The sequence below is a fragment of the Luteimonas marina genome, assembly GCF_007859325.1.
GTDB classification, from domain to species: Bacteria; Pseudomonadota; Gammaproteobacteria; order Xanthomonadales; family Xanthomonadaceae; genus Luteimonas; species Luteimonas marina.
Genome location: NZ_VOHK01000009.1, coordinates 88,107 through 106,588, shown reverse-complemented (window position 1 = coordinate 106,588; position 18,482 = coordinate 88,107). Strand labels below are relative to the sequence as shown.

Genomic DNA, 18,482 nt, shown 5'->3' with positions numbered 1-18,482 from the left:
TGCCGAACCGGGCACTGTGCCCCAGACCATGCACATGAACATCCAGCCATGACTTGCTGACATCGATACCGACACCGTAGGCCATCTCAACTCCGCTAAGCTGTAGGGGTCGAGAGTTCTCCCGGCGTGCCCAGCCTTATCGATACGAGCGCCAACTCGAGCAACTGTTCGGGCGTGTGCGGGGAGATTCCGGCGTGGCGACCTGGCTCGCTGGCGGTCGTTCAGACCCAGGGATTGACGGTCGACCACGCCGGCTCTCGACGCCTAATCTGGCAGATCGGAAAGAGATAAGGGATCTGCGTTCACGGCCCGGAAAAACAGATCCCTCGCTGTGCTCGGGATGACATTCTTCAGGCGAACAGCCCGCCGATCCAGCGCGTCGCCGCCGCCGCCAGCGCGCCGCTGGCCACGCCGAACACGACGATCGCGACGATGCCCGCGATCCAGCACAGCAGCATCAGCAGGCCGTCGCGCTCGAGCAGGGCGAAGGCGTAGAGCAGCAGCAGGCCGCCGAACAGGTAGTTGGTGAAGGGGATCGGCAGCGCCAGCAGGATGCCGAGCAGCACTAGCAGCAGGCCGGTGAACATCGACGCGGCGCGGCGGTCGATCATCCCGGTCATGCGCGGCCTGACCAGCCGCTCCAGCCGCCCCAGCCATGGGCCCAGCATGCGCTGGAAGGCCTGCAGGCTGGCGCGCCGCGGGCCGCGCCGGGCGACGAAGCGCGGCAGCCACAGCTTGCGCATGCCCACCAGCAGGTGCACGCCGACCAGCACCGTCAGCGGCCCGCCGATCGCGCCACCCACGCCCGGGATCGGGATGAAGGCGGGCAGGGTGGCGACGAACAGCAGCATGCCGAACACCTGGCGACTGAGCCCGGCGAGGATGTCCTCGAGCCGGAGGTGGTCCTCGGGATCGCCTGTGGCCAGCGCGTCGAACAGCTCGCGCGTGCCCGGCGTCCCCGGGCGCGTTCGCCGGATCGGGTCGTCGCCGGACGACGATGGCTCCTCAGCCGCCATCGCCGCCGTCCGGGTCCGCCACGCGCTGCAGCAGCAGCTTGTCGATGCGCGGGCCGTCGAGGTCGACCACCTCGATGCGCCAGCCGCCCCAGTCGAAGTGCTCGCCGACGTTGGGGATGCGCCCGAACTGCGCGATCACCATGCCGGCCGCGGTGTGGTAGTCGTGCTCGTCCTCGCCGGGCAGGGCGCCGCCGCCGAGCAGCTCGCGCACGGTCTCGACCGAGATGCCGCCGTCGACCAGCAGCGAGCCGTCGTCGCGGGTGGTGATCTGCGGGATCGAGTCCGGCCCCTCGCCGGTCTGGTTGCGGCCGATCACCGCCTCCATCACGTCGTTGACCGTGACCAGGCCGGTGACGTCGCCGTACTCGTCGACCACCAGCGCCAGGGACTGCTGCTCCTCGCGCAGGATCTCCAGCAGCTTCAGCGCCGGCGTGGATTCGGACACGAACAGCGGCTCGCGCAGGTACTTGAACAGGTCGAACGCGCCTTCGTCGAGGCGGTCGATCAGCGACTTGACCTCGAGCACGCCGGCCACGTCGGCATCGCTGCCGCGATAGACCGGGTAGCGCGAGAACGGGGTTTCGCGCATCGTCGCCAGGTTCTCGCCGAAACCCTCGGCGACGTCGAGCCAGGCGATGCGGGTGCGCGGGGTCATCAGGCTGGCCGTGCTGCGGTCGCCCAGGCGCAGCACGCGGTTCATCATGTTGCGCTCGTCGGCGTCGATCACGCCCTGCTCGTGGCTCTCGCTCACCAGCAGGCGGATCTCCTCTTCGGTGACCTGCGCGGCTTCGGTGCTGTCGAGCCGAAGCAGCCGCAGCATCCCGCGCACCGAGGCGCTGAGCAGCCACACGGCCGGGGTTGCGATCCGCGACAGCCCGTGCATCGGCAGCGCGACGAACGAGGCCAGCCTTTCCGGCGCCAGCAGCGCCAGGCGCTTGGGCAGCAGTTCGCCCAGGACGATGGTGAGGTAGGTGATCAGGCCGACCGCGACCACCAGGCCGACGGTGCCGGCGTAGATGCCCAGCGCCGGCACGTTGGCCGCCAGCCAGGCGCCGATCGCGGCGCCGATGGCGTCGCCGCCGAACATGCCGGTCAGGATGCCGATCAGGGTGATGCCGACCTGCACGGTCGAGAGGAAGCGCTCCGGGTGCTCGGCCAGCTCCAGCGCCTTGCGCGCGCCGCGCTGCCCGGCCGCCAGCTGCCTGAGCCGCGGCTTGCGCGAGGTCACCACCGACATCTCCGACAGCGCGAAGAACGCGTTGCAGGCGATCAGGACCAGGACGATGAACAGCTCAAGCACGGCCGCGTCCTTCCCGGCGGACGGCCGCGGCGCAGGTCAGGCGGGGGAGGCGGCCGCCGGACGGCGGTCGGGGGGGCGGTCTAGGGTCGTCGTCCATGGGGCGGCGGCGCGTCGCAGGCGCGGCAGGCCATGATAACACCCGCCCGGGGAGGGCCCGCCGAGGAGGGGGCGGTCGCCCAGGACGGCATGACGGCATGGCGGCAGACGTCATCGAACCGTCATAATTGCGCCCCGAAGGCCGTCCGCTCCGCGACGGCGGGATCTCCCGATGTTTTCCTTGCAGACCATCTTCGGCCAGGGCAACCAGTTCTATGCGCTGCTGGAGGAGGCCGCGGTGGCGGCCCACGACAGCGCCATCGCCCTCCACTCGATGCTCCGGGAGGCCGATCGCCAGCCGGCGCTCGACGCCTTCAAGCTGGCCCGCCTGCGCGAGCGCGAGGCCTCGGACAAGATCAGCCAGGCGCTGGTGGACAGCTTCATCACACCGATCGAGCGCGAGGACATCGAGGCCCTGGGGTCGGCCCTGTACAAGATCCCCAAGCAGATCGAGAAGTTCGCCGACCGCTATTCGCTGGCGACCCGGCACCTGGAGCACATCGACTTCGCGCCGCGCGCGGCGATGCTGGAGCAGGCCTCGGGCGTGGTGGTGGACATGGTCAAGCAGCTCAGGCACATGAAGCTCGAGCCGATGAAGGCGCTCAACGACCGCCTGCGCTCGCTGGAGAACGAGGCCGACCGGCTGATGCTGGAGCTGTACCGAGACATCTACTCCGGCAAGCTCGACCCGCTGCAGATGTTCCTGCTCAAGGAGTTCTTCGAGATCCTCGAGAAGGCCATCGATCGCTGCCGCGAGGCCGGCGTGGTCGCCTTCGAAATCGTGCTGAAGAACTCGTAGGAACCGGGACGATGCTGACCCTCGTCCTGGTGGTGGTGGCCACCGCGCTGGTGTTCGAATACATCAACGGCTTCCACGACACCGCCAACTCGATCGCGACCGTGGTCGCGACCAAGGTGCTGTCGCCGATGCAGGCGGTCGGGCTCGCGGCCACCATGAACCTGATCGGCGCGCTGGCCGGCACCGCGGTGGCCAAGACCATTTCCTCGGGGCTGATCGACGCCGGCGTGGTCGAGGTTGGTTCGCAGCTGATCCTGTGCGCGCTGCTCGGCGGCATCACCTGGAACCTGATCACCTGGTGGTTCGGCCTGCCGTCGTCGTCCTCGCACGCGCTGATCGGCGGCCTGATCGGCGCCGCGCTGGCGGCTGCCGCCAACGATTTCGACGTGGTGATCTGGTCCGAGCCGACCGAGCCGCTGTACAGGAGCGCAGGCGTGCTGTGGAAGGTGATCGTGCCCATGGTCAGCTCGCCGCTGCTGGGTTTCGCCGCCGGCTTTCTGATGATGGGTGTGCTGTTCTTCGTGATCTCGATGATGGCGCGCAGCGGCGGCTGGCTGGCGCGGATCGCGCGGCCGCGCTGGGTCAACGGCTTCTTCGGCAAGGCGCAGATCGTGAGCGCGGCCGGCATGGGCTTCGCCCACGGCATGAATGATGCGCAGAAGACCATGGGCATTGTCGCGCTCACCCTGGTCAGCGCGCAGGCCGCCGGCACCCTGGACGTGCTGCCGGGCTGGCTGGCCTTCCTGCACCCGTCCGAGGCGGCGCTGGCGCAGGGCGACATCGACACCTGGATCAAGATCACATGTGCGCTGGTGATGGCGGCCGGCACCGCCGCCGGCGGCTGGCGCATCATCAAGACCCTGGGGCACAAGCTGGTGAAGCTGCACCCGATCCACGGCTTCGCCGCGGAGACCAGCGCGGCCTCGGTGATCCTCGGCGCCTCGTCGCTCGGCATCCCGGTCTCGACCACGCACAACATCTCGTCGGCGATCATGGGCGTGGGCTGCGCCAAGCGCCTGAACGCGATCAAGTGGAGCGTGGTCCACAAGATGATCTGGGCGTGGATCCTGACGATCCCGATGTCGGGCGGGATCGCGTATGCGCTGTTCCGGGTGATGCAGAGCGCGGGATGGGCCTGAGGGGCGGTGATTCGTGATTGGTGATTCGTGATTCGGAAAAGCGGGCGCGCTCCTGCCTTTTCCAATCAGCAATCACGAATCACCAATCACGGCCCTACAGCAGATCCCCTTCGGCCGACAGCGCCCGCTCCAGCCGATCCCCCATGCCGCCGATCTCCAGCACCACCCGGCCGATCTCGGAGGCGGTGAGGCCTTCGTAGGGACGGTTCTCGCACAGCTGCAGGTAGGGCACGCCGTCGAGTTCGCCGATCGAGAGATAGCCCACGCGCGAGTTCCAGTTGAAGGCGAGTGCGCGACGGGCGTCGATGCCGGTGATCGGCGCGATCACGGTGCTGGTGCGCAGGTAGTTGCGACCGTCGTCGTCCTGCAGCTCGGACAGGAAGATCGCCTGGTGGCGGCGGCCGCCGTCGAGCGAGAGTTCGACGCAGACCACGTAGGGTTCCTGCATGGTGACGCGGAACTCGCCGCCGAGGAGGTGGCGGCGGATCTGTTCGAAGTTCTGCATGGCGCGATGGTCGTACTGCGGCGGAACGGAGCGGATATCCTAGTCGCCCATGGCCGCCCTGTCTGCCGATTCGCCCGCCGTGGCGCGCATCCTGTCCGCGATCCGTGACGTGCCGCGCGGCTCGGTCGCCGGCTACGGCCATATCGCGCGCCGCGCCGGGCTGCCCGGGCGGGCGCGGATGGTGGCGCGGCTGCTCGCCGGCAACGACGACCCGACGCTGCCGTGGCACCGCATCCTGCGCAGCGACGGCTCGATCGCGTTCCCGCCCGGATCGAAGGGCCATCGCGAGCAGGCGCGGCGGCTGCGCGAGGAGGGCGTGAAGGTGGTCAAGGGGCGCGTGCGCATGCCGCGCGGCGAGGACGACCTGGATGCCGCCCTCTGGGGGCCGGGGCAAGGGGGCTGACGGCCGCGCGGCCGCCGCCGCGGTGCGCGCGATGGATGTCGCGGACCGGGCCGCCGCGCTTCCGCCGTTATCATGGGGCGCAGAGCAGGAGCGCCGATGTTCACCAATCTTCCCCCCGTCACCAAGGCCTTGCTGATCGCCAACTGCGCGGTGTTCGTGCTGCAGCTCGTGCTGGGCCCGGCGCTGGACGTGCTGATGCTCTGGCCGTGGCCGCCGGCAGAGGTCGCGCCGTACGTCCCCCACCGCTTCATGCCCTGGCAGTTGCTGACGCACGGCTTCATGCACAGTCCGACCTACATCGCGCACCTGCTGTTCAACATGCTGGCGCTGCTGATGTTCGGCGCGCAGCTCGAGCACGTCTGGGGCCAGCGCCGGTTCCTGACCTATTTCCTGGTCTGCGTGGTCGGCGCGGGCCTGTGCCAGCTGGCCGTGGTGTCGTGGAGCGTGCGCAACGGCGGCGCGTTCTATCCCACGGTGGGCGCGTCGGGCGGCGTGTTCGGCCTGCTGCTGGCCTACGGCATGCTGTTCCCGAACCAGCGGGTGATGCTGCTGATCCCGCCGGTGCCGATGAAGGCGCGCACGCTGGTGATCGTGTACGGCGTGATCGAGCTGGTGCTGGGCATCACCGGCACCCAGTCCGGCGTCGCCCATTTCGCGCACCTGGGCGGGATGCTGTTCGGCTGGCTGCTGATCCGGCACTGGCGCGGACAGCCGCCGTTCGGCGGCCGCCGCGTGCGTCGGGTGGTGTGAAGGCGCTCCTGCAGGTCGGGCCGGAGCATTCGTTGGCGCAAACGCTCACATGTCCGTCATCCCCGCGAAGGCGGGGACCCAGTGTCTTCAATCTTTGAAATCAAAAGCGAAAGACACTGGATCCCCGCCTTCGCGGGGACGACGGAAACGTCAACATCCGGGTCGAAAATGCCCTAGCGCCAGATCGAGACCTGCTCCTCGGCCTTGCGCAGCATCGCGTTGCCGGCCTTGCACTTGAAGGTCTCGGCGAACGCGGGCTGGTTGACCAGCGGGCCGTTGGCGCGCCACTGGCCCGGCGCCTGCACGCTGGTCGACGCGGCCTGGGTCGCTGTCTCCGGCGACAGCTGCTCGCGCCACAGCGCGGCCCATGACCGGAAGAACGACTCGCGGGTCGCGTTGTCCAGCTCCGGCTGCGCCGTCGACAGTGCGTCGAAGGCCAGCTCCACCGCCGCGAGGTCGGCGACGTTCTCGTCGCGGGTCAGCGTGCCGTTGACCTTGAGCCCGGTCGCGGCCGGATAGTCGTAGGCCGAGTACTGCACGGCGAGCTGGCCGGCGCGCGCATTGAAGGCCGACTCGTCTTGCGGCGTCCACCACGTGCGCACGGCGCCGGCGGCGTCCACCAGCCGGCCCCGGGTGTCGACGGCGCGGCTGAGTTCGTGGCCGACCAGGGCGCCGAAGCTGCCGTACTGCGCCGCGGTGTCCTGCTCCATGTCCAGCACCGGCGCCTGCAGCGCGGCGGCCGAGACGATCAGGCGGTTGTGGGCGAGGTCGTAGGCCAGCGCCGGCTGCTGCGGCAGCACGTCCCAGCGACGGTCGGCGTTGCCGCGGCCGATGCGGCGCATCTCCTCGCGGTGGTGCCAGGTCGAGGCGATCAGCATGTTGCTGCCGAAGCTGGTGCGGCCCATCGGCTGCACGGTGTAGTCGAGGTCGCGCGCCGGCGCGCCGATCTCGATGGTGAGCTTTTCGAGCTTGGCCCTGGCCTCGGCGCGGGCCGCGTCGGACATCCAGCTGTTGCGGTCGACGGCACGGCCAAGCGCGGTGCGCACCTCGCCGGCGATGGTGTCCGCGCGCGAGCGCGTGGTGGCCGGCAGGTAGCGCGCGACGTACTCGCGCGCCAGCATCGGGCCGGCGGCGCGGTTGATCGCGTCGAGCACCTGCACGTCGCGGATCGGCGGCGCGGACTGTCCGCGCAGCACTCGGCCGTTGAACTGGAAGTCGGCGTCGCGGAAGTCCTTGGACAGGTACGGCGCCATCGCCCGGCCGATCTGGTAGCGCAGGTAGACCTTCCATTGCGCCGGCTTGAGCGTGCGCACGAGGGCGTCGACCTGGGTGAAGTAGTCCTGGTTCGCCATCGACACGCTGTCGTCGCTGACGCCCTGCGCCTGCAGGAAGTCGGCCAGCTGCAGTTGCCGGAACTGCTTGGCGAAGCCGGCGACCGGCACCAGCGCGTAGTTCTCGCGCGGATCACGCAGCGAGGTGATCGGCTTGGAGGCGCGGGCGATGCGTGTCTCCAGGTCGATCACCTGCTGCATGTCGGCCTTGAGCTGGTCGGGCGCGGTGCCGGTCAGCTGCAGGATCTTCTCCACGTACTCGGTGTAGCGGCCGAGCAGGGCGCGGGTGTCGGCGTCCTCGCGGGTGTAGTAGGCCGGGTCCGGCAGGCCGAGCCCGCCCTGCGAGAAGTAGCCGACGTGGCGGGTGAGGTCGGCCAGGTCGAGGTCGGCGGTGAAGTTGAACACCACCGGGATGCCGACCTGGTGCAGCGCCGCGATCGAGGGCGCGACGTCCTTGCTGCGCTTGATGGCGTTGATGCGCGAGACCAGCGAGGCGATCGGCTGCGCGCCGTCGCGCTCGACCGCGGCCTCGTCCAGGCCGCTGGCCCAGAAGTCGCCGAGCAGCTTCTGCACGTCGTTCTGCGGGTTCAGCACCGCGTCGTCGAGCAGGGAACGCTGCTGCAGCAGGGCGCGCTGCTGCAGCTGGCCCAGCGCCGACACCGCGCCGGTGCCGCTGACGACGGTGTTTGCCGTCAGCCAGTCCTTGTTGACGAAGCCGTAGAAGTCGCTGCAGGCCGTGATCGCGGGGGTGGTGGGTTTCTTCGCGGCGCGGCGCTGGGCGTCGGCGTCGGAGGCGGCCAGGACGAGGGCGAGGCTGGCGGCGAGGGCGGCGACGAGCGGCTTCTGGATCGGCATCGAGCGTGTCCGGGGTCTTGATGGCGGAAGCGGCGGATTCTACCAAGCTGCTGCATTGCGCCGGGGCGATGGGCGTCGCCGTTCAGGGATTGCCGTGAAGGCTGCGCCCACCCCGCCCCTCCCCGCCTGCGGGGGAGGGCCGGGGGCAAATCTGCGGAGAATCCTGTCATTTCGACCGCAGGGAGAAATCTCATGTCCGGCGCGCGGAAAGAAGATTTCTCCCTGCGGTCGAAATGACAGGTGTACGGACAGGAGCAGGGGCGACGGGAATGCGCTGGACGCATAACTGCCGGAGGGGGTCGGCGTCGACGATCCGCCCCGGACCGGATCATCGGCCACCGGGCGTTTGCCACTCAAGCCGTCGAAGCATCCAGAAAAAAGGCCCGGCAAACGCCGGGCCTTCCGTCCTGCCGATCGCCGATCGCGTGTTACCAGATCACGACCTGCCTCTCGCCGTCGCGCACCATCGCATCGCCCGGCTTGCAGTCGAACGCGGCGGCGAAGGCCGGCAGGTTCGACGGCGCGCCGATCGCGCGGAACTCGGCCAGCGCGTGCTCGTCGGTGACCAGGCGCTTGCTGAGCTCTTCCGGCGTGAAGTTGCGGCGCCACACCGTCGCCCAGTTCAGGAAGAAGCGCTGGTCGCGGGTCAGGCCGTCGGTCATCGGGTCGGGCGTGCCTTCGGTGGCCTTCTTCATGGCGTCGTAGGCGGTGGCGAGGCCGCCGAGGTCGGCGATGTTCTCGCCCAACGTGTGCGAGCCGTTGAGGTTGCGGCCGTCGGCGGTCTTGTAGTCGTCGAACTGGGCCACCAGCTTGCCGGTGCGCGCGGCGAAGCCGTCGGCGTCGGCCTTGGTCCACCAGTCCTCCATGTTGCCGCCGGGGCCGAACTTCGCGCCCTGGTCGTCGTAGCCGTGGGTCATCTCGTGGCCGATCACCGCGCCGATGCCGCCGTAGTTCAGCTCGTCGGTGGCGTTCGGGTCGAAGAACGGCGGCTGCAGGATCGCGGCCGGGAAGGTCAGCTGGTTGGCCAGCGGGTTGTAGGAGGCGTTCACCGTCTGCGGGGTCATGCCCCATTCGCTCTTGTCGACCGGCTGGCCGATCTTGGAGATGTCCCACTTGTAGTTGAACGCGTTCGCCGCCTGCACGTTGTCCAGGTAACTGTCGCGGCCGCTCGACAGGCCGCTCCAGTCGCGCCACTTGTCCGGATAGCCGACGCGCGGCTCGAACGTGGCCCATTTCTCCAGCGCCTTGGCCTTGGTCTCCGGGCTCATCCACTCCAGGTGCTCGATGCGGATCTTGAGCGCGTCGCTGAGGTTGCCGATCAGCGTCTCCATCTTCGCCTTCGACTCCGGCGGGAACGCGACCTGGACGTAGAGCTGGCCCATCGCCTCGCCGACGTTGCCGTTGATGCTGTCGAGCACGCGCTTCCAGCGCGGCTTGATTTCCTGCTGGCCGCTGAGCACCTTGCCGTAGAAGGCGTAGTTCTGCTGCGCGAAGGCGTCGGACAGGTAGGGCGAGGCGCCGTCGACGACGTGGAAGCGCAGGTAGCTCTTCCACTGCTCGACCGGCACGTCGGACAGCATCTTGTCGACTTCCTTGAAGTAGTCGGGGACCGAGACCGAGAACGTCTTCGGCTGGGCGATGCCCTGAGATTCGAAGAACTTCGTCCACGAGAACGCCGGGGTCAGCGCGTCGGCGTCGGCGACGCTCATCGGGTTGTAGTACAGCTCGACGTTGCGCGAGAACTCCGCGCGCGACTTCGACACCTTCGCCAGCCGCGTCTCGAACGCCATCACGTCGCGGGCCTGCGCCGCGGCCGCGTCGGCGGCGACGCCGGACAGTTCAAGCACCCTGGCGACGTGCTTGACGTATTCGTCGCGGATCGCCGCGTGCCGGTCGTCGGTGTAATAGGTGGTGTCGGGCAGGCCGAGGCCGCCCTGGCCGGTCGCGGCGATGTTCATCGTCGAGTCCTTGAAGTCGGGCATCGCGCCGATGCCGATCAGGAAGCCCTGTCCCTTGGCCGCGGTCTGCTGCAGCCAGGCGACGATGCCGGCGCTGTCGGCCAGCGCGTCGATCGCGGCCAGTTCGTCCTGCAGCGGTTCGATGCCCTGCGCGTTGACCTTGGCCTCGTCCATGCCCGTGGCCCAGAAGTCGCCGACCAGCTTGCCCACGCCGGCGGCGTTGGCATCGGCCGCGGCCTGTTCGGCGAGCTGCTGCTGCACGGCGCTGGAGCGCTCGCCGAGCATTTCGAACGCGCCCCAGCTGACGCGATCGCCCGGGATCGGGTTGGCGGCGAGGAACTTGGCGTTGGCGTAGCCGGCGAAATCGGTGCAGGCGTTCCTGGTGGCGTCGAGGTCGCCGGCCCGGAACTGGTTGAACGGCGGCAGCTTGCTCTCGTCGAGGGTGTAGGCCTTCGTGGCAGCGGCGGCGGGCGCGGTGTCGGCCGCGGGCGCGGCGTCGCGCGCGCAGGCCGAGACGGCCAGGGCCACGGCGGCGGAAAGCAGAAGCAGTCTGGGTGCGGTGTTGCTCACGGGTGTCTCCGTTGTCGATGGAACGGCGACGACGGAAACCCGCCGGGGCCGGCTGCGCGGCACTGTACGCCTGCGCATCCCGGCGCCGAAGGTGTCGAAGGTCATGGCGAGGCCGGCGTCGGCGTTCACCCCTTGCCGCGAATGCGTGCAGAATCAGCGGTTTGGCGAGGGAGACGGCGATGCGGGTGCATTTCCACGGCGCGGCGGGCGAGGTCACCGGATCGATGCACCTGGTCGAGGCGGCCGGCCGGCGCGTGCTGCTCGACTGCGGCATGATCCAGGGCGGCCGCGAGGCCGAAGCGCGCAACTTCGAACCGTTCCCGTTCGATCCGGCGACCTTGGACGCGCTGGTGGTCAGCCATGCGCACATCGACCACATCGGCCGAATCCCGCGACTGGTCTGGCAGGGCTTCAAGGGCCCGATCTTCATCCAGCAGGCCGGCGCCGACCTGCTGCCGGTGATGCTGCTCGACGCCGCCTCGCTGGCGGAGAACGACGCCGAGCGCGAGAACCGCAAGCGCCGCGCCGGCGAGCCCGAGGCGATGCCGCTGTTCACGAAGGACGACGTGCACGACGTGCTCGACCTGCTCCAGCCGCTGCCCTACGACGCGCGCACGCAGATCCTGCCGGGCGTGGAGATCGCCTTCCGCGACGCCGGCCACATCCTCGGCTCCTCGATCGTGGAGCTGTGGGCCGACGACCGCAAGCTCGTCTTCTCCGGCGACCTCGGCCCCACCGGTACGCCGATCCTGCGCGACCCGGCGCCGGTCCGCGAAGCCGACCTGGTGCTGATGGAATCGACCTACGGCGACCGCAACCACCGCGACCGCCTCGACACCATCCACGAGTTCGGCCAGATCCTGGAACAGGCCTGGAACGACCGCGGCAAGGTGCTGATCCCCGCGTTCGCGGTCGGGCGTTCGCAGGAGCTGCTGTACTGGTTCGCGAAATACTGGGACGAGTGGGGCCTGTCGCGCTGGCGCATCTTCCTCGACAGCCCGATGGCGGCGAAGGTGGTGGCGATCTACGACCGCCACCGCGACCTGTTCGACGCCGACGCGCGCGAGGTGTGGAAGGGCAAGCCGACCCCGTTCACCCTGCCGAACCTGCACATCACCGAATCGACCGAGGAATCGATCGCGATCAACCGCATCGAGAACGGCGCGATCGTGATCGCCGGCAGCGGCATGGCCAACGGCGGCCGCATCCTGCACCACTTCCGCCACGGCATCGACCGCCGCAATACCCACGTGGTGTTCGTCGGCTACCAGTCCGAGGGCACGCTGGGGCGGCGGCTGGTGGACGGCGCGAAATGGGTGCGCATCCACGGCCACGACCATCGCGTCGGCGCACGCATCCACACCGTCGGCGGGCTGTCGGCGCATACCGACCAGCGCGGGCTGATCGCGTGGTACGAGGGCTTCGGATCGCGGCCGCCGCTGGTGCTGGTGCACGGCGAGGACAGGGCGCGCGAGGCGCTGGCCGGCGAGCTGGGCGAGCGCTTCGGTGCCGACGTGCGGCTGGCGCGACCGGGGATGGTGGTGGAGGCGTAGTCCGCGCGGAAGCGCTTTCTTGCCGTCATCCCGGCGAAAGCCGGGACGACGGCAGAAAAAAACCTTGTCATTTCGACCGCAGGGAGAAATCTGCTTTCCTCTCGCCGGATAGGAGATTTCTCCCTGCGGTCGAAATGACAGGGGGTTTTTCCCGGGTTGTTCCCTCATTCGGGAGAAGAACCCAAAAAAGCTCGGCGTCGCGGAACTGGTTATTCGGTCGCCGATGATCCGGCACCAGGCGCCGTCGCCCCTGCGTCGCCGGCATCTGGGCCATCCTCGTCGAGCCGCCGGCCCTCGCGCCTGGGCGCGGTGAACGGCGTCGGCTTCGGCACGTTGCCGGGATCGGCGCCGGTGTTCTTGAGGATCAGCGGGATGCCGGCGCTGGTGTCGTTGCTGGCGATCTCGAGGCCGAAACGCTCGGCATCCAGCCGCCGGACCTGCCCGGCGATCTGTGCGGCTTCGTCCTCCGGTACGCCGATGGCGCGCAGCGCGGCCTCGCCGAAGGACACCGCGGATTCGAAGGTCTCGCGGATCTGGAAGTCGACGCCGGCGTTGACCAGCTTCAGCGAATGCTCGCGATCGAAGGAGCGCACCAGCAGCTTCGCCTGCGGGAAGTGATGACCCGCCAGCTCGACGATGCGGTCGGCGGTGGCGCGGTTGTCGATGCAGACCGCGATCGCGCGCGCGGTCCCCGCACCGGAGGCGTGCAGCACGTCGAGGCGGCCGCCGTCGCCGTAGTAGACCTTGAAGCCGAACGTCGCCGCGCTCTGGATCATCTCGATGTCGGTGTCGATGATGGTCACGTCGACGTCACGCGCGAGCAGCGACTGGCTCATCACCTGGCCGAAGCGGCCGAAGCCGATGATCAGCACGCTGCCGGTCTGATCCGCGACCGCCTCGACGCCTTCGAGCGACGGCTTGTCCTTCGGCACCAGCCGGCGCGTGGCCAGCACCACCAGCGGCGTGAGCACCATCGACAGCACCACGATCGCGGTCAGGTTGTCGTTGACCTCGCCGTCGATGATGCCGGCGGTTTCGGCCGCCGAATACAGCACGAACGCGAACTCGCCGCCCTGCGCCATCAGCGCGGTGCGATCGAGCGCGTCGCCGTGGCTGCTGCGCAGCAGGCGCGCGACGAGATAGATGCACGCGCCCTTGGCCAGCATCATCGCCGGCACCGCCAGCGCGATCAGCTGCCAGTTCTCGCGCACCACCGCCAGGTCGAGCGACATGCCCACGGCGACGAAGAACAGGCCCAGCAGGATGCCGCGGAACGGCTCGATGTCGGCCTCGATCTGGTGGCGGAACGTCGATTCGGACAGCAGCACGCCGGCCAGGAACGCACCCATCGCCATCGACAGCCCGCCCATCTCCATCAACACCGAGGCGCCGAGCACCACCAGCAGCGCGGCCGCGGTCATCACCTCGCGCGCCTTGGCCGCGGCGAGGATCCGGAACAGCGGGTTGAGCAGGTACAGGCCGGCGACGATCAGGCCGGCAAGCGAGGCCACGGCGATGCCGAAGCTCACCAGCCGCGGCGGCGCGTCGGGATCGACCGGCGCGTGCGACATGAAGGCCACCAGCGCCAGCAGCGGCACGATCAGCAGGTCCTCGAACAGCAGGATCGAGACCATGCGCTGGCCGCGCGGCAGGGCGATGTCGCCGCGTTCGCCGAGCAGCTGCATCACGATCGCGGTCGAGGTCAGCACGAAGCCGGCGCCGCCGATGAACGCCACCGGCAGTGAAAAGCCGAACGCCAGGCCGACGCCGGTCAGCGCCAGCGTGCACAGGCCGATCTGCAGCGCGCCGAGGCCGAAGATCTGCCGGCGCAGGCTCCACAGGTGCGAGGGCCGCATCTCCAGCCCGACCACGAACAGGAACATCACCACGCCCAGTTCGGCGAAGTGCAGGATCGACTGCGGGTTGGAGAACCAGCCCAGGCCGAACGGCCCGATCACCAGTCCCGCGGCGAGGTAGCCCAGCACCGAGCCGAGCCCGAGCTTGCGGAACAGCGGCACCGCGACCACCGCCGCGCCGAGCAGCGCGACCGCCTTGAGCAGGGTGCCCGGGTCGGCTTCGGCGGCCATGGCGTCAGCGCCTGCGCGCGGGCGCGGTCAGCGCCAGCAGCAGGAAGCCGCCGACGATGTTCGCGTTCTTCATGAAATGCAGCAGCTGCGCGCTGCGCGCCGGCTCCGGCAGCGACCAGAACGCGTGCGACAGGATCGCGTCCACCGCCATCAGCGCCGCCGCCAGCAGCGCGGTCGCGCGCAGCTTCCAGCCGTAGGCCACCAGCAGGCCGAGCACCAGTTCGGCCGCGCTGAAGCTCAGCGTGGCGCCGCTGGTCGGCACGCCCTGCCAGGCGCGCCACAGGCGCCAGGCGCCCATGACGACGAAGACGCTCGCCAGCAGCAGGCGCGCGAGGGTGATTCCGGGGCTGGTGGGCGACGGACGGAAGGACATGCGGCGCTCGCTTGGGGGAATCGCACGAAGAGTGTCACAGCGCCGGCGCGGCTGCCACCCTCGCCCCACCGCTGCCGCACAGGCCGGCCTTCGCAGGAGCGGCTTCGGCCGCGACCCTTCTTCGAATCACGAACCGCGGACCAAAGGTATTGCGCCTGAAGGACATCTCCAGGAACTGTCATTTCGACCGCAGGGAGAAATCTTCTTTCCCTGCGCCGGAGACGAGATTTCTCCCTGCGGTCGAAATGACAGTTCTGGGGACTCGCTGAAGGCGAGTCCACGGGAAAACGAGGCCTACCCGGCCCGTGCGCTGGACGAGCAGTGCACGCGGTTGCGGCCCTCGCGCTTGGCGCGGTAGAGCGCGGCGTCGGCGCGCTTGATCAGGTCGATGTCGTGCGATTCGAGGATCGGGTAGTAGGTCGCCACGCCGATGCTCAGTGTGACGAAGGGGGCCACGTCCGAGTCCGGGTGCGGGATGCGCAGCGCGCGCACGTCGTCGAGGACCGACTGCGCGATCGCCGTGGCGGCGCTGGCCGGGCATTCGGGCAGGACCAGCGCGAGTTCGTCGCCGCCGTAGCGTGCGGCGAGGTCGCGCGGGCGGCGCGCCCGGCCCAGCAGGCTGTCGCCGACCACGCGCAGCACCTCGTCGCCGGCCTGATGACCCTCGGCGTCGTTGTAGCGCTTGAAGTTGTCGACATCGACCAGCAGCAGCGACACCGGCCGGTTGGCGCGGTGCGCGGAGGCGAGCTCGCGCTCGAGGGTCAGGTCGAACAGGTGCCGGTTGCCGAGCCGGGTCAGTCCGTCCGATTTCGCCAGGCGCTGCGAGCGGCGCAGGCGCAGCAGCAGCCAGAGCAGGCCACCGGCCGCGAGCACCGCCAGGGTCGCGGTCGGCGCGAACCACAGCCGCGCCTGCGCGAGCAGCAGGGCGCTGGCGGCGAGCGTCAGCAGGGCCGACGCGGCGATCGCCAGCGATGCTCCGCGCCAGGCGTGGTGCGGGCGATACAGCAGCAGCGGCAGCAGCGCGAGCGCAATGCCCAGCAGCAGCTGCCGCGCGGAGGCGAGCGGCGTGATGGCGCGGTCGAGCAGCAGCGTGTTGAGGACGTTGGCGTGGTACTCGACGCCGCTGATCGACTGCTCGCGGCCGCGGCCGGGCGCGAGCACGTCGCGGCCGATGCCCGCCGCGGTGACGCCGACCAGGATCCAGCGGTCGTGCAGCAGCTGCGCCGGAACCGCGCCGCGCAGCACGTCGACGTACGACACCCGCTGGAACGCCGGGCGATCGACGTAGGGGACGAGGATGCGGTAGTCGCGGTTCCACAGGTAGGGCGAGGGCTGCTCGGTGCTCTCGCGATTGCGCTGGCCCGGCAGGGACGCGCTGTGGCGGGTCGGCGCATGCAGGTTGCGCAGCGCCAGCGCCAGCGACGGCCAGTGCGCCGACCCCAGGCCCGCGTACAGGTAGGTGCTGCGAGCGACGCCGTCTCCGTCGACGTCGACCTCGACGTGGCCCAGCGCCGCGGAGGCGTCGATCAGCGCCGCCATCGGCAGCACTTCGATCAGGGTGCCGTCCGGCGGCGAGGCTTCGGCCAGCATCGGCAGCGCCACCCTGCCGCTGCGGCGCACCGCCTCGGCCAGCGCGGCGTCGCCCGCGGGATCGTTGTCATCGGCTTCGGAGAACAGCACGTCGAAGCCGATGCCGCGCGCGCCGGCCGCGTCCAGCTGCCGCACCAGCTGCGCGTGCACGCCGCGCGACCACGGCCAGCGCCCGAGCGCGGACAGGCTGGCGTCGTCGACCACCACCATCACGATGGCATCGTCGGCCGGCGGCGGGTCGAGCGTCAGCAGGCGGTCGTAGAGCCAGGCGTCGACGCGCCAGGTCAGCGCGGTGGCCACCAGCGCCGCGACAGCGGTGGCGGCGCACAGGCCGACGAGCGACTTCAGGGCCAGCTCGCGCAGCAGGGCGGGGCGCAGCCTCACAGCGCGAGCAGCAGCAGGGCCGCGCCGCCCGCGCCCGCCAGCAGCCGGCAGGGCAGGCAGCCGAGCCTGATCGTCTGGGTCGGGCCGAAGGGATGCGCGTAGCCGTCGTCGTCGAGCGGCTGCACGCGCAGGTGCCAGGTGCCGCTGCGCAGGTCGGGCAGGGTGATGGCATTGCCCTCGACCTCGCGATCGACTTCGATCGTGGCGAAGTCGGCCTTGCGCGAGGCCTGGAAGCGATAGCGCTGGCCGTCCTCGCCGCTGGCGCGCCAGCCGACCTGCAGCGCGCCGTTGCGGGCGTCGGCGCCGAGTTCGGGGCCGGCTTCGGCCGGACGCAGGGTGAAGCGCACCGCGTCGCCGTCGGGGCCGTCGCGGCCCTGTGCATCGGTCGCGCCGACGCGCCAGAAGTATTCGCCGTCGGGCAGGTCGACCGGCGCGCGGTAGGCGCTGCCGCGCAGGCCGGTTTCCGACAGCAGCGGCTCGGCGAAGTCCGCCGTGCGCGCGACCTGCAGCCGGTAGCCGGCGGCGCCGGCCGAAGCGGTCCAGCGCAAGCGCGGACGCGGCCCCGCGACCGATCCGCCGTCCACCGGCGCGACCACGAACGGCGGTGCCGGCTGCGCGGCGATCTCGATCGCGCGCACCGCATCCAGGCCTTCCAGGCCGTGGCCGTCGATCGCGCGCACGCGGGCGAACACGCGGCCCTCGACGCCGGCGCGCAGCGTCGCCTGCGGCTGTTCGACCACGCTTTCCTGCAGCAGGGTGCGGAAGTCCTGGTGCGCGCTGAGCTGCAGCCGGTAGCCGCGCGCCGCGTCGATCGGCGGCCACGACAGCGGCGTGGACAGGCGGTCGAGGCGTTCGGGCCACTGCCCCAGGTCGGGCGCGGCGAGCAGCGGCACCGGCGCGATCGGTGCGCCGCCGTCGCCGCCGATCGTGCCGCGCCCGGCGGCGACCAGCACCTGGCGCCCGCCGCCGCTGACGTCGACGCGGCCCTCGACCACTTCCGAGCGGCTGCGCCCGCCGTCCCCGCTGGCCATGCGGAACGCGGTGCCGCGCACGCTCGACATCAGCCCCGGCGTCTCGACGATGAAGCGCGACGCCGGGCCGCGGCTGCGCGCGGTGTGGCTGGTGGCCCGCCCGCGCGGCAGTCGCAGGCGGGTATCGACCATGCCGGTGCGCCCGTACGCGCGCAGGCGGTCCAGGTGCAGCTCGCTGTCGCCCTGCAGCTGCAGTTGCGAGCCGTCGGCGAAGCCGAGGGTGAGGCTGGCGCCGGGCGCGGTGCGCAGCGCGGCGCCGGCGTCGAGCAGCATCTCGGCCGCGACCGGGCGCGCATCGGAAAAATCGCCGCGGCGGCTGGCGCTGGCCTCGCCCTCGACCGCGACCACGCGCGCCTTGGCCGGGCGCACGCGCAGCCAGTCGACCGGGAACGCCATGCGGGTGCCGGGCGTGAGCCGCTGCGGATCGGCGATGTCGTTGCGCTCCTGCAGCCGCTGCCAGGGCACGTCGTCGCGCAGGTAGGCGCGGGCGAGGTCCCAGACCGTTTCGCCGGGGCGGACCCGGTAGTGCCAGTCCGCGCCGTCGGCGAGCGCCGGGGACAGGCCGGCGAGCAGCACCAGCAGGGCCAGGCAGGCCGTCGCCCGCGCCCATCGTCCCTGCCCGGATGCGCGTCGTCGAATGCGCGCCTGCGCTGCCGCCCTTGCCATCCTGTCCGCCTCTCCCTGGAACCGCCCTTCCCCCGGGGCCGAAGTGTAGAGGATCATGTCTTCGCGCCCGCCGGCG

General features: G+C 70.4%; 14 protein-coding genes. 5 read left to right on the top strand and 9 right to left on the bottom strand.

The window, feature by feature from the left end; translation table 11 throughout:
* Positions 1 to 350: 350 nt before the first annotated feature.
* Entirely contained in the window at positions 351 to 1,016 is a 666-nt protein-coding gene (locus FQY83_RS16890) for an exopolysaccharide biosynthesis protein (protein WP_146389311.1), read from the bottom strand.
* Positions 1,006 to 2,316 (bottom strand): hemolysin family protein, encoded by a 1,311-nt coding sequence (locus tag FQY83_RS16885; RefSeq protein ID WP_146389309.1) that lies wholly within the window; start codon positions 2,314 to 2,316, stop codon positions 1,006 to 1,008. The genes FQY83_RS16890 and FQY83_RS16885 overlap by 11 nt, the downstream gene beginning before the upstream one ends.
* Positions 2,317 to 2,584: 268 nt before the next feature.
* Here FQY83_RS16885 and FQY83_RS16880 point away from each other — a divergent pair, with 268 nt between their 5' ends.
* The gene (locus tag FQY83_RS16880) at positions 2,585 to 3,211 is read left to right on the top strand and encodes a DUF47 domain-containing protein (protein WP_146389307.1); all 627 of its coding nucleotides are present in this window, start codon (positions 2,585 to 2,587) and stop codon (positions 3,209 to 3,211) included.
* A gap of 11 nt (positions 3,212 to 3,222) precedes the next feature.
* Positions 3,223 to 4,350: an inorganic phosphate transporter gene (locus FQY83_RS16875; protein WP_146389305.1), complete on the top strand. Its 1,128-nt coding sequence runs from the start codon at positions 3,223 to 3,225 to the stop codon at positions 4,348 to 4,350.
* 94 nt (positions 4,351 to 4,444) lie between these two features.
* On the opposite strand, the gene FQY83_RS16870 is transcribed toward FQY83_RS16875, so the two are convergent.
* Positions 4,445 to 4,855 (bottom strand): hypothetical protein, encoded by a 411-nt coding sequence (locus tag FQY83_RS16870; protein ID WP_146389303.1) that lies wholly within the window; start codon positions 4,853 to 4,855, stop codon positions 4,445 to 4,447.
* A gap of 49 nt (positions 4,856 to 4,904) precedes the next feature.
* Here FQY83_RS16870 and FQY83_RS16865 point away from each other — a divergent pair, with 49 nt between their 5' ends.
* Positions 4,905 to 5,258, top strand: a complete 354-nt coding sequence (locus FQY83_RS16865; protein WP_146389301.1) for an MGMT family protein — start codon at positions 4,905 to 4,907, stop codon at positions 5,256 to 5,258.
* Positions 5,259 to 5,354: 96 nt separating this feature from the next.
* Entirely contained in the window at positions 5,355 to 6,008 is a 654-nt protein-coding gene (locus FQY83_RS16860; protein WP_146389299.1) for a rhomboid family intramembrane serine protease, read from the top strand.
* A 173-nt stretch (positions 6,009 to 6,181) separates the two neighbouring features.
* Here the strand turns inward: FQY83_RS16860 and FQY83_RS16855 are convergent, their stop codons facing one another.
* Both FQY83_RS16855 and FQY83_RS16850 read right to left on the bottom strand, forming a co-directional pair.
* On the bottom strand, positions 6,182 to 8,194 hold the full coding sequence (locus tag FQY83_RS16855; protein ID WP_146389297.1) for a M13 family metallopeptidase: 2,013 nt from the start codon (positions 8,192 to 8,194) through the stop codon (positions 6,182 to 6,184).
* A 428-nt stretch (positions 8,195 to 8,622) separates the two neighbouring features.
* Complete coding sequence (locus FQY83_RS16850; RefSeq protein ID WP_425478675.1) at positions 8,623 to 10,827, bottom strand: M13 family metallopeptidase; 2,205 nt, start codon at positions 10,825 to 10,827, stop codon at positions 8,623 to 8,625.
* Between the two features lie 74 nt (positions 10,828 to 10,901).
* On the opposite strand from FQY83_RS16850, the gene FQY83_RS16845 reads away from it, so the two are divergent.
* Positions 10,902 to 12,275: an MBL fold metallo-hydrolase RNA specificity domain-containing protein gene (locus FQY83_RS16845; RefSeq protein WP_146389295.1), complete on the top strand. Its 1,374-nt coding sequence runs from the start codon at positions 10,902 to 10,904 to the stop codon at positions 12,273 to 12,275.
* A 209-nt stretch (positions 12,276 to 12,484) separates the two neighbouring features.
* On the opposite strand, the gene FQY83_RS16840 is transcribed toward FQY83_RS16845, so the two are convergent.
* The 4 genes from FQY83_RS16840 to FQY83_RS16825 all read right to left on the bottom strand — a co-directional run bounded on the left by FQY83_RS16840 (position 12,485) and on the right by FQY83_RS16825 (position 18,406).
* Positions 12,485 to 14,362 carry a monovalent cation:proton antiporter-2 (CPA2) family protein gene (locus tag FQY83_RS16840; RefSeq protein ID WP_146389293.1) on the bottom strand — a complete coding sequence of 626 codons (1,878 nt, stop codon included), beginning with the start codon at positions 14,360 to 14,362 and terminating at the stop codon, positions 12,485 to 12,487.
* 4 nt (positions 14,363 to 14,366) lie between these two features.
* Positions 14,367 to 14,735: a hypothetical protein gene (locus FQY83_RS16835; protein WP_146389291.1), complete on the bottom strand. Its 369-nt coding sequence runs from the start codon at positions 14,733 to 14,735 to the stop codon at positions 14,367 to 14,369.
* A 294-nt stretch (positions 14,736 to 15,029) separates the two neighbouring features.
* On the bottom strand, positions 15,030 to 16,709 hold the full coding sequence (locus tag FQY83_RS16830) for a CHASE2 domain-containing protein (protein WP_158636547.1): 1,680 nt from the start codon (positions 16,707 to 16,709) through the stop codon (positions 15,030 to 15,032).
* Positions 16,706 to 18,406, bottom strand: a complete 1,701-nt coding sequence (locus tag FQY83_RS16825; RefSeq protein WP_158636546.1) for a FecR domain-containing protein — start codon at positions 18,404 to 18,406, stop codon at positions 16,706 to 16,708. Before FQY83_RS16825 ends, FQY83_RS16830 begins: the two co-directional genes overlap by 4 nt.
* Positions 18,407 to 18,482 lie beyond the last annotated feature (76 nt).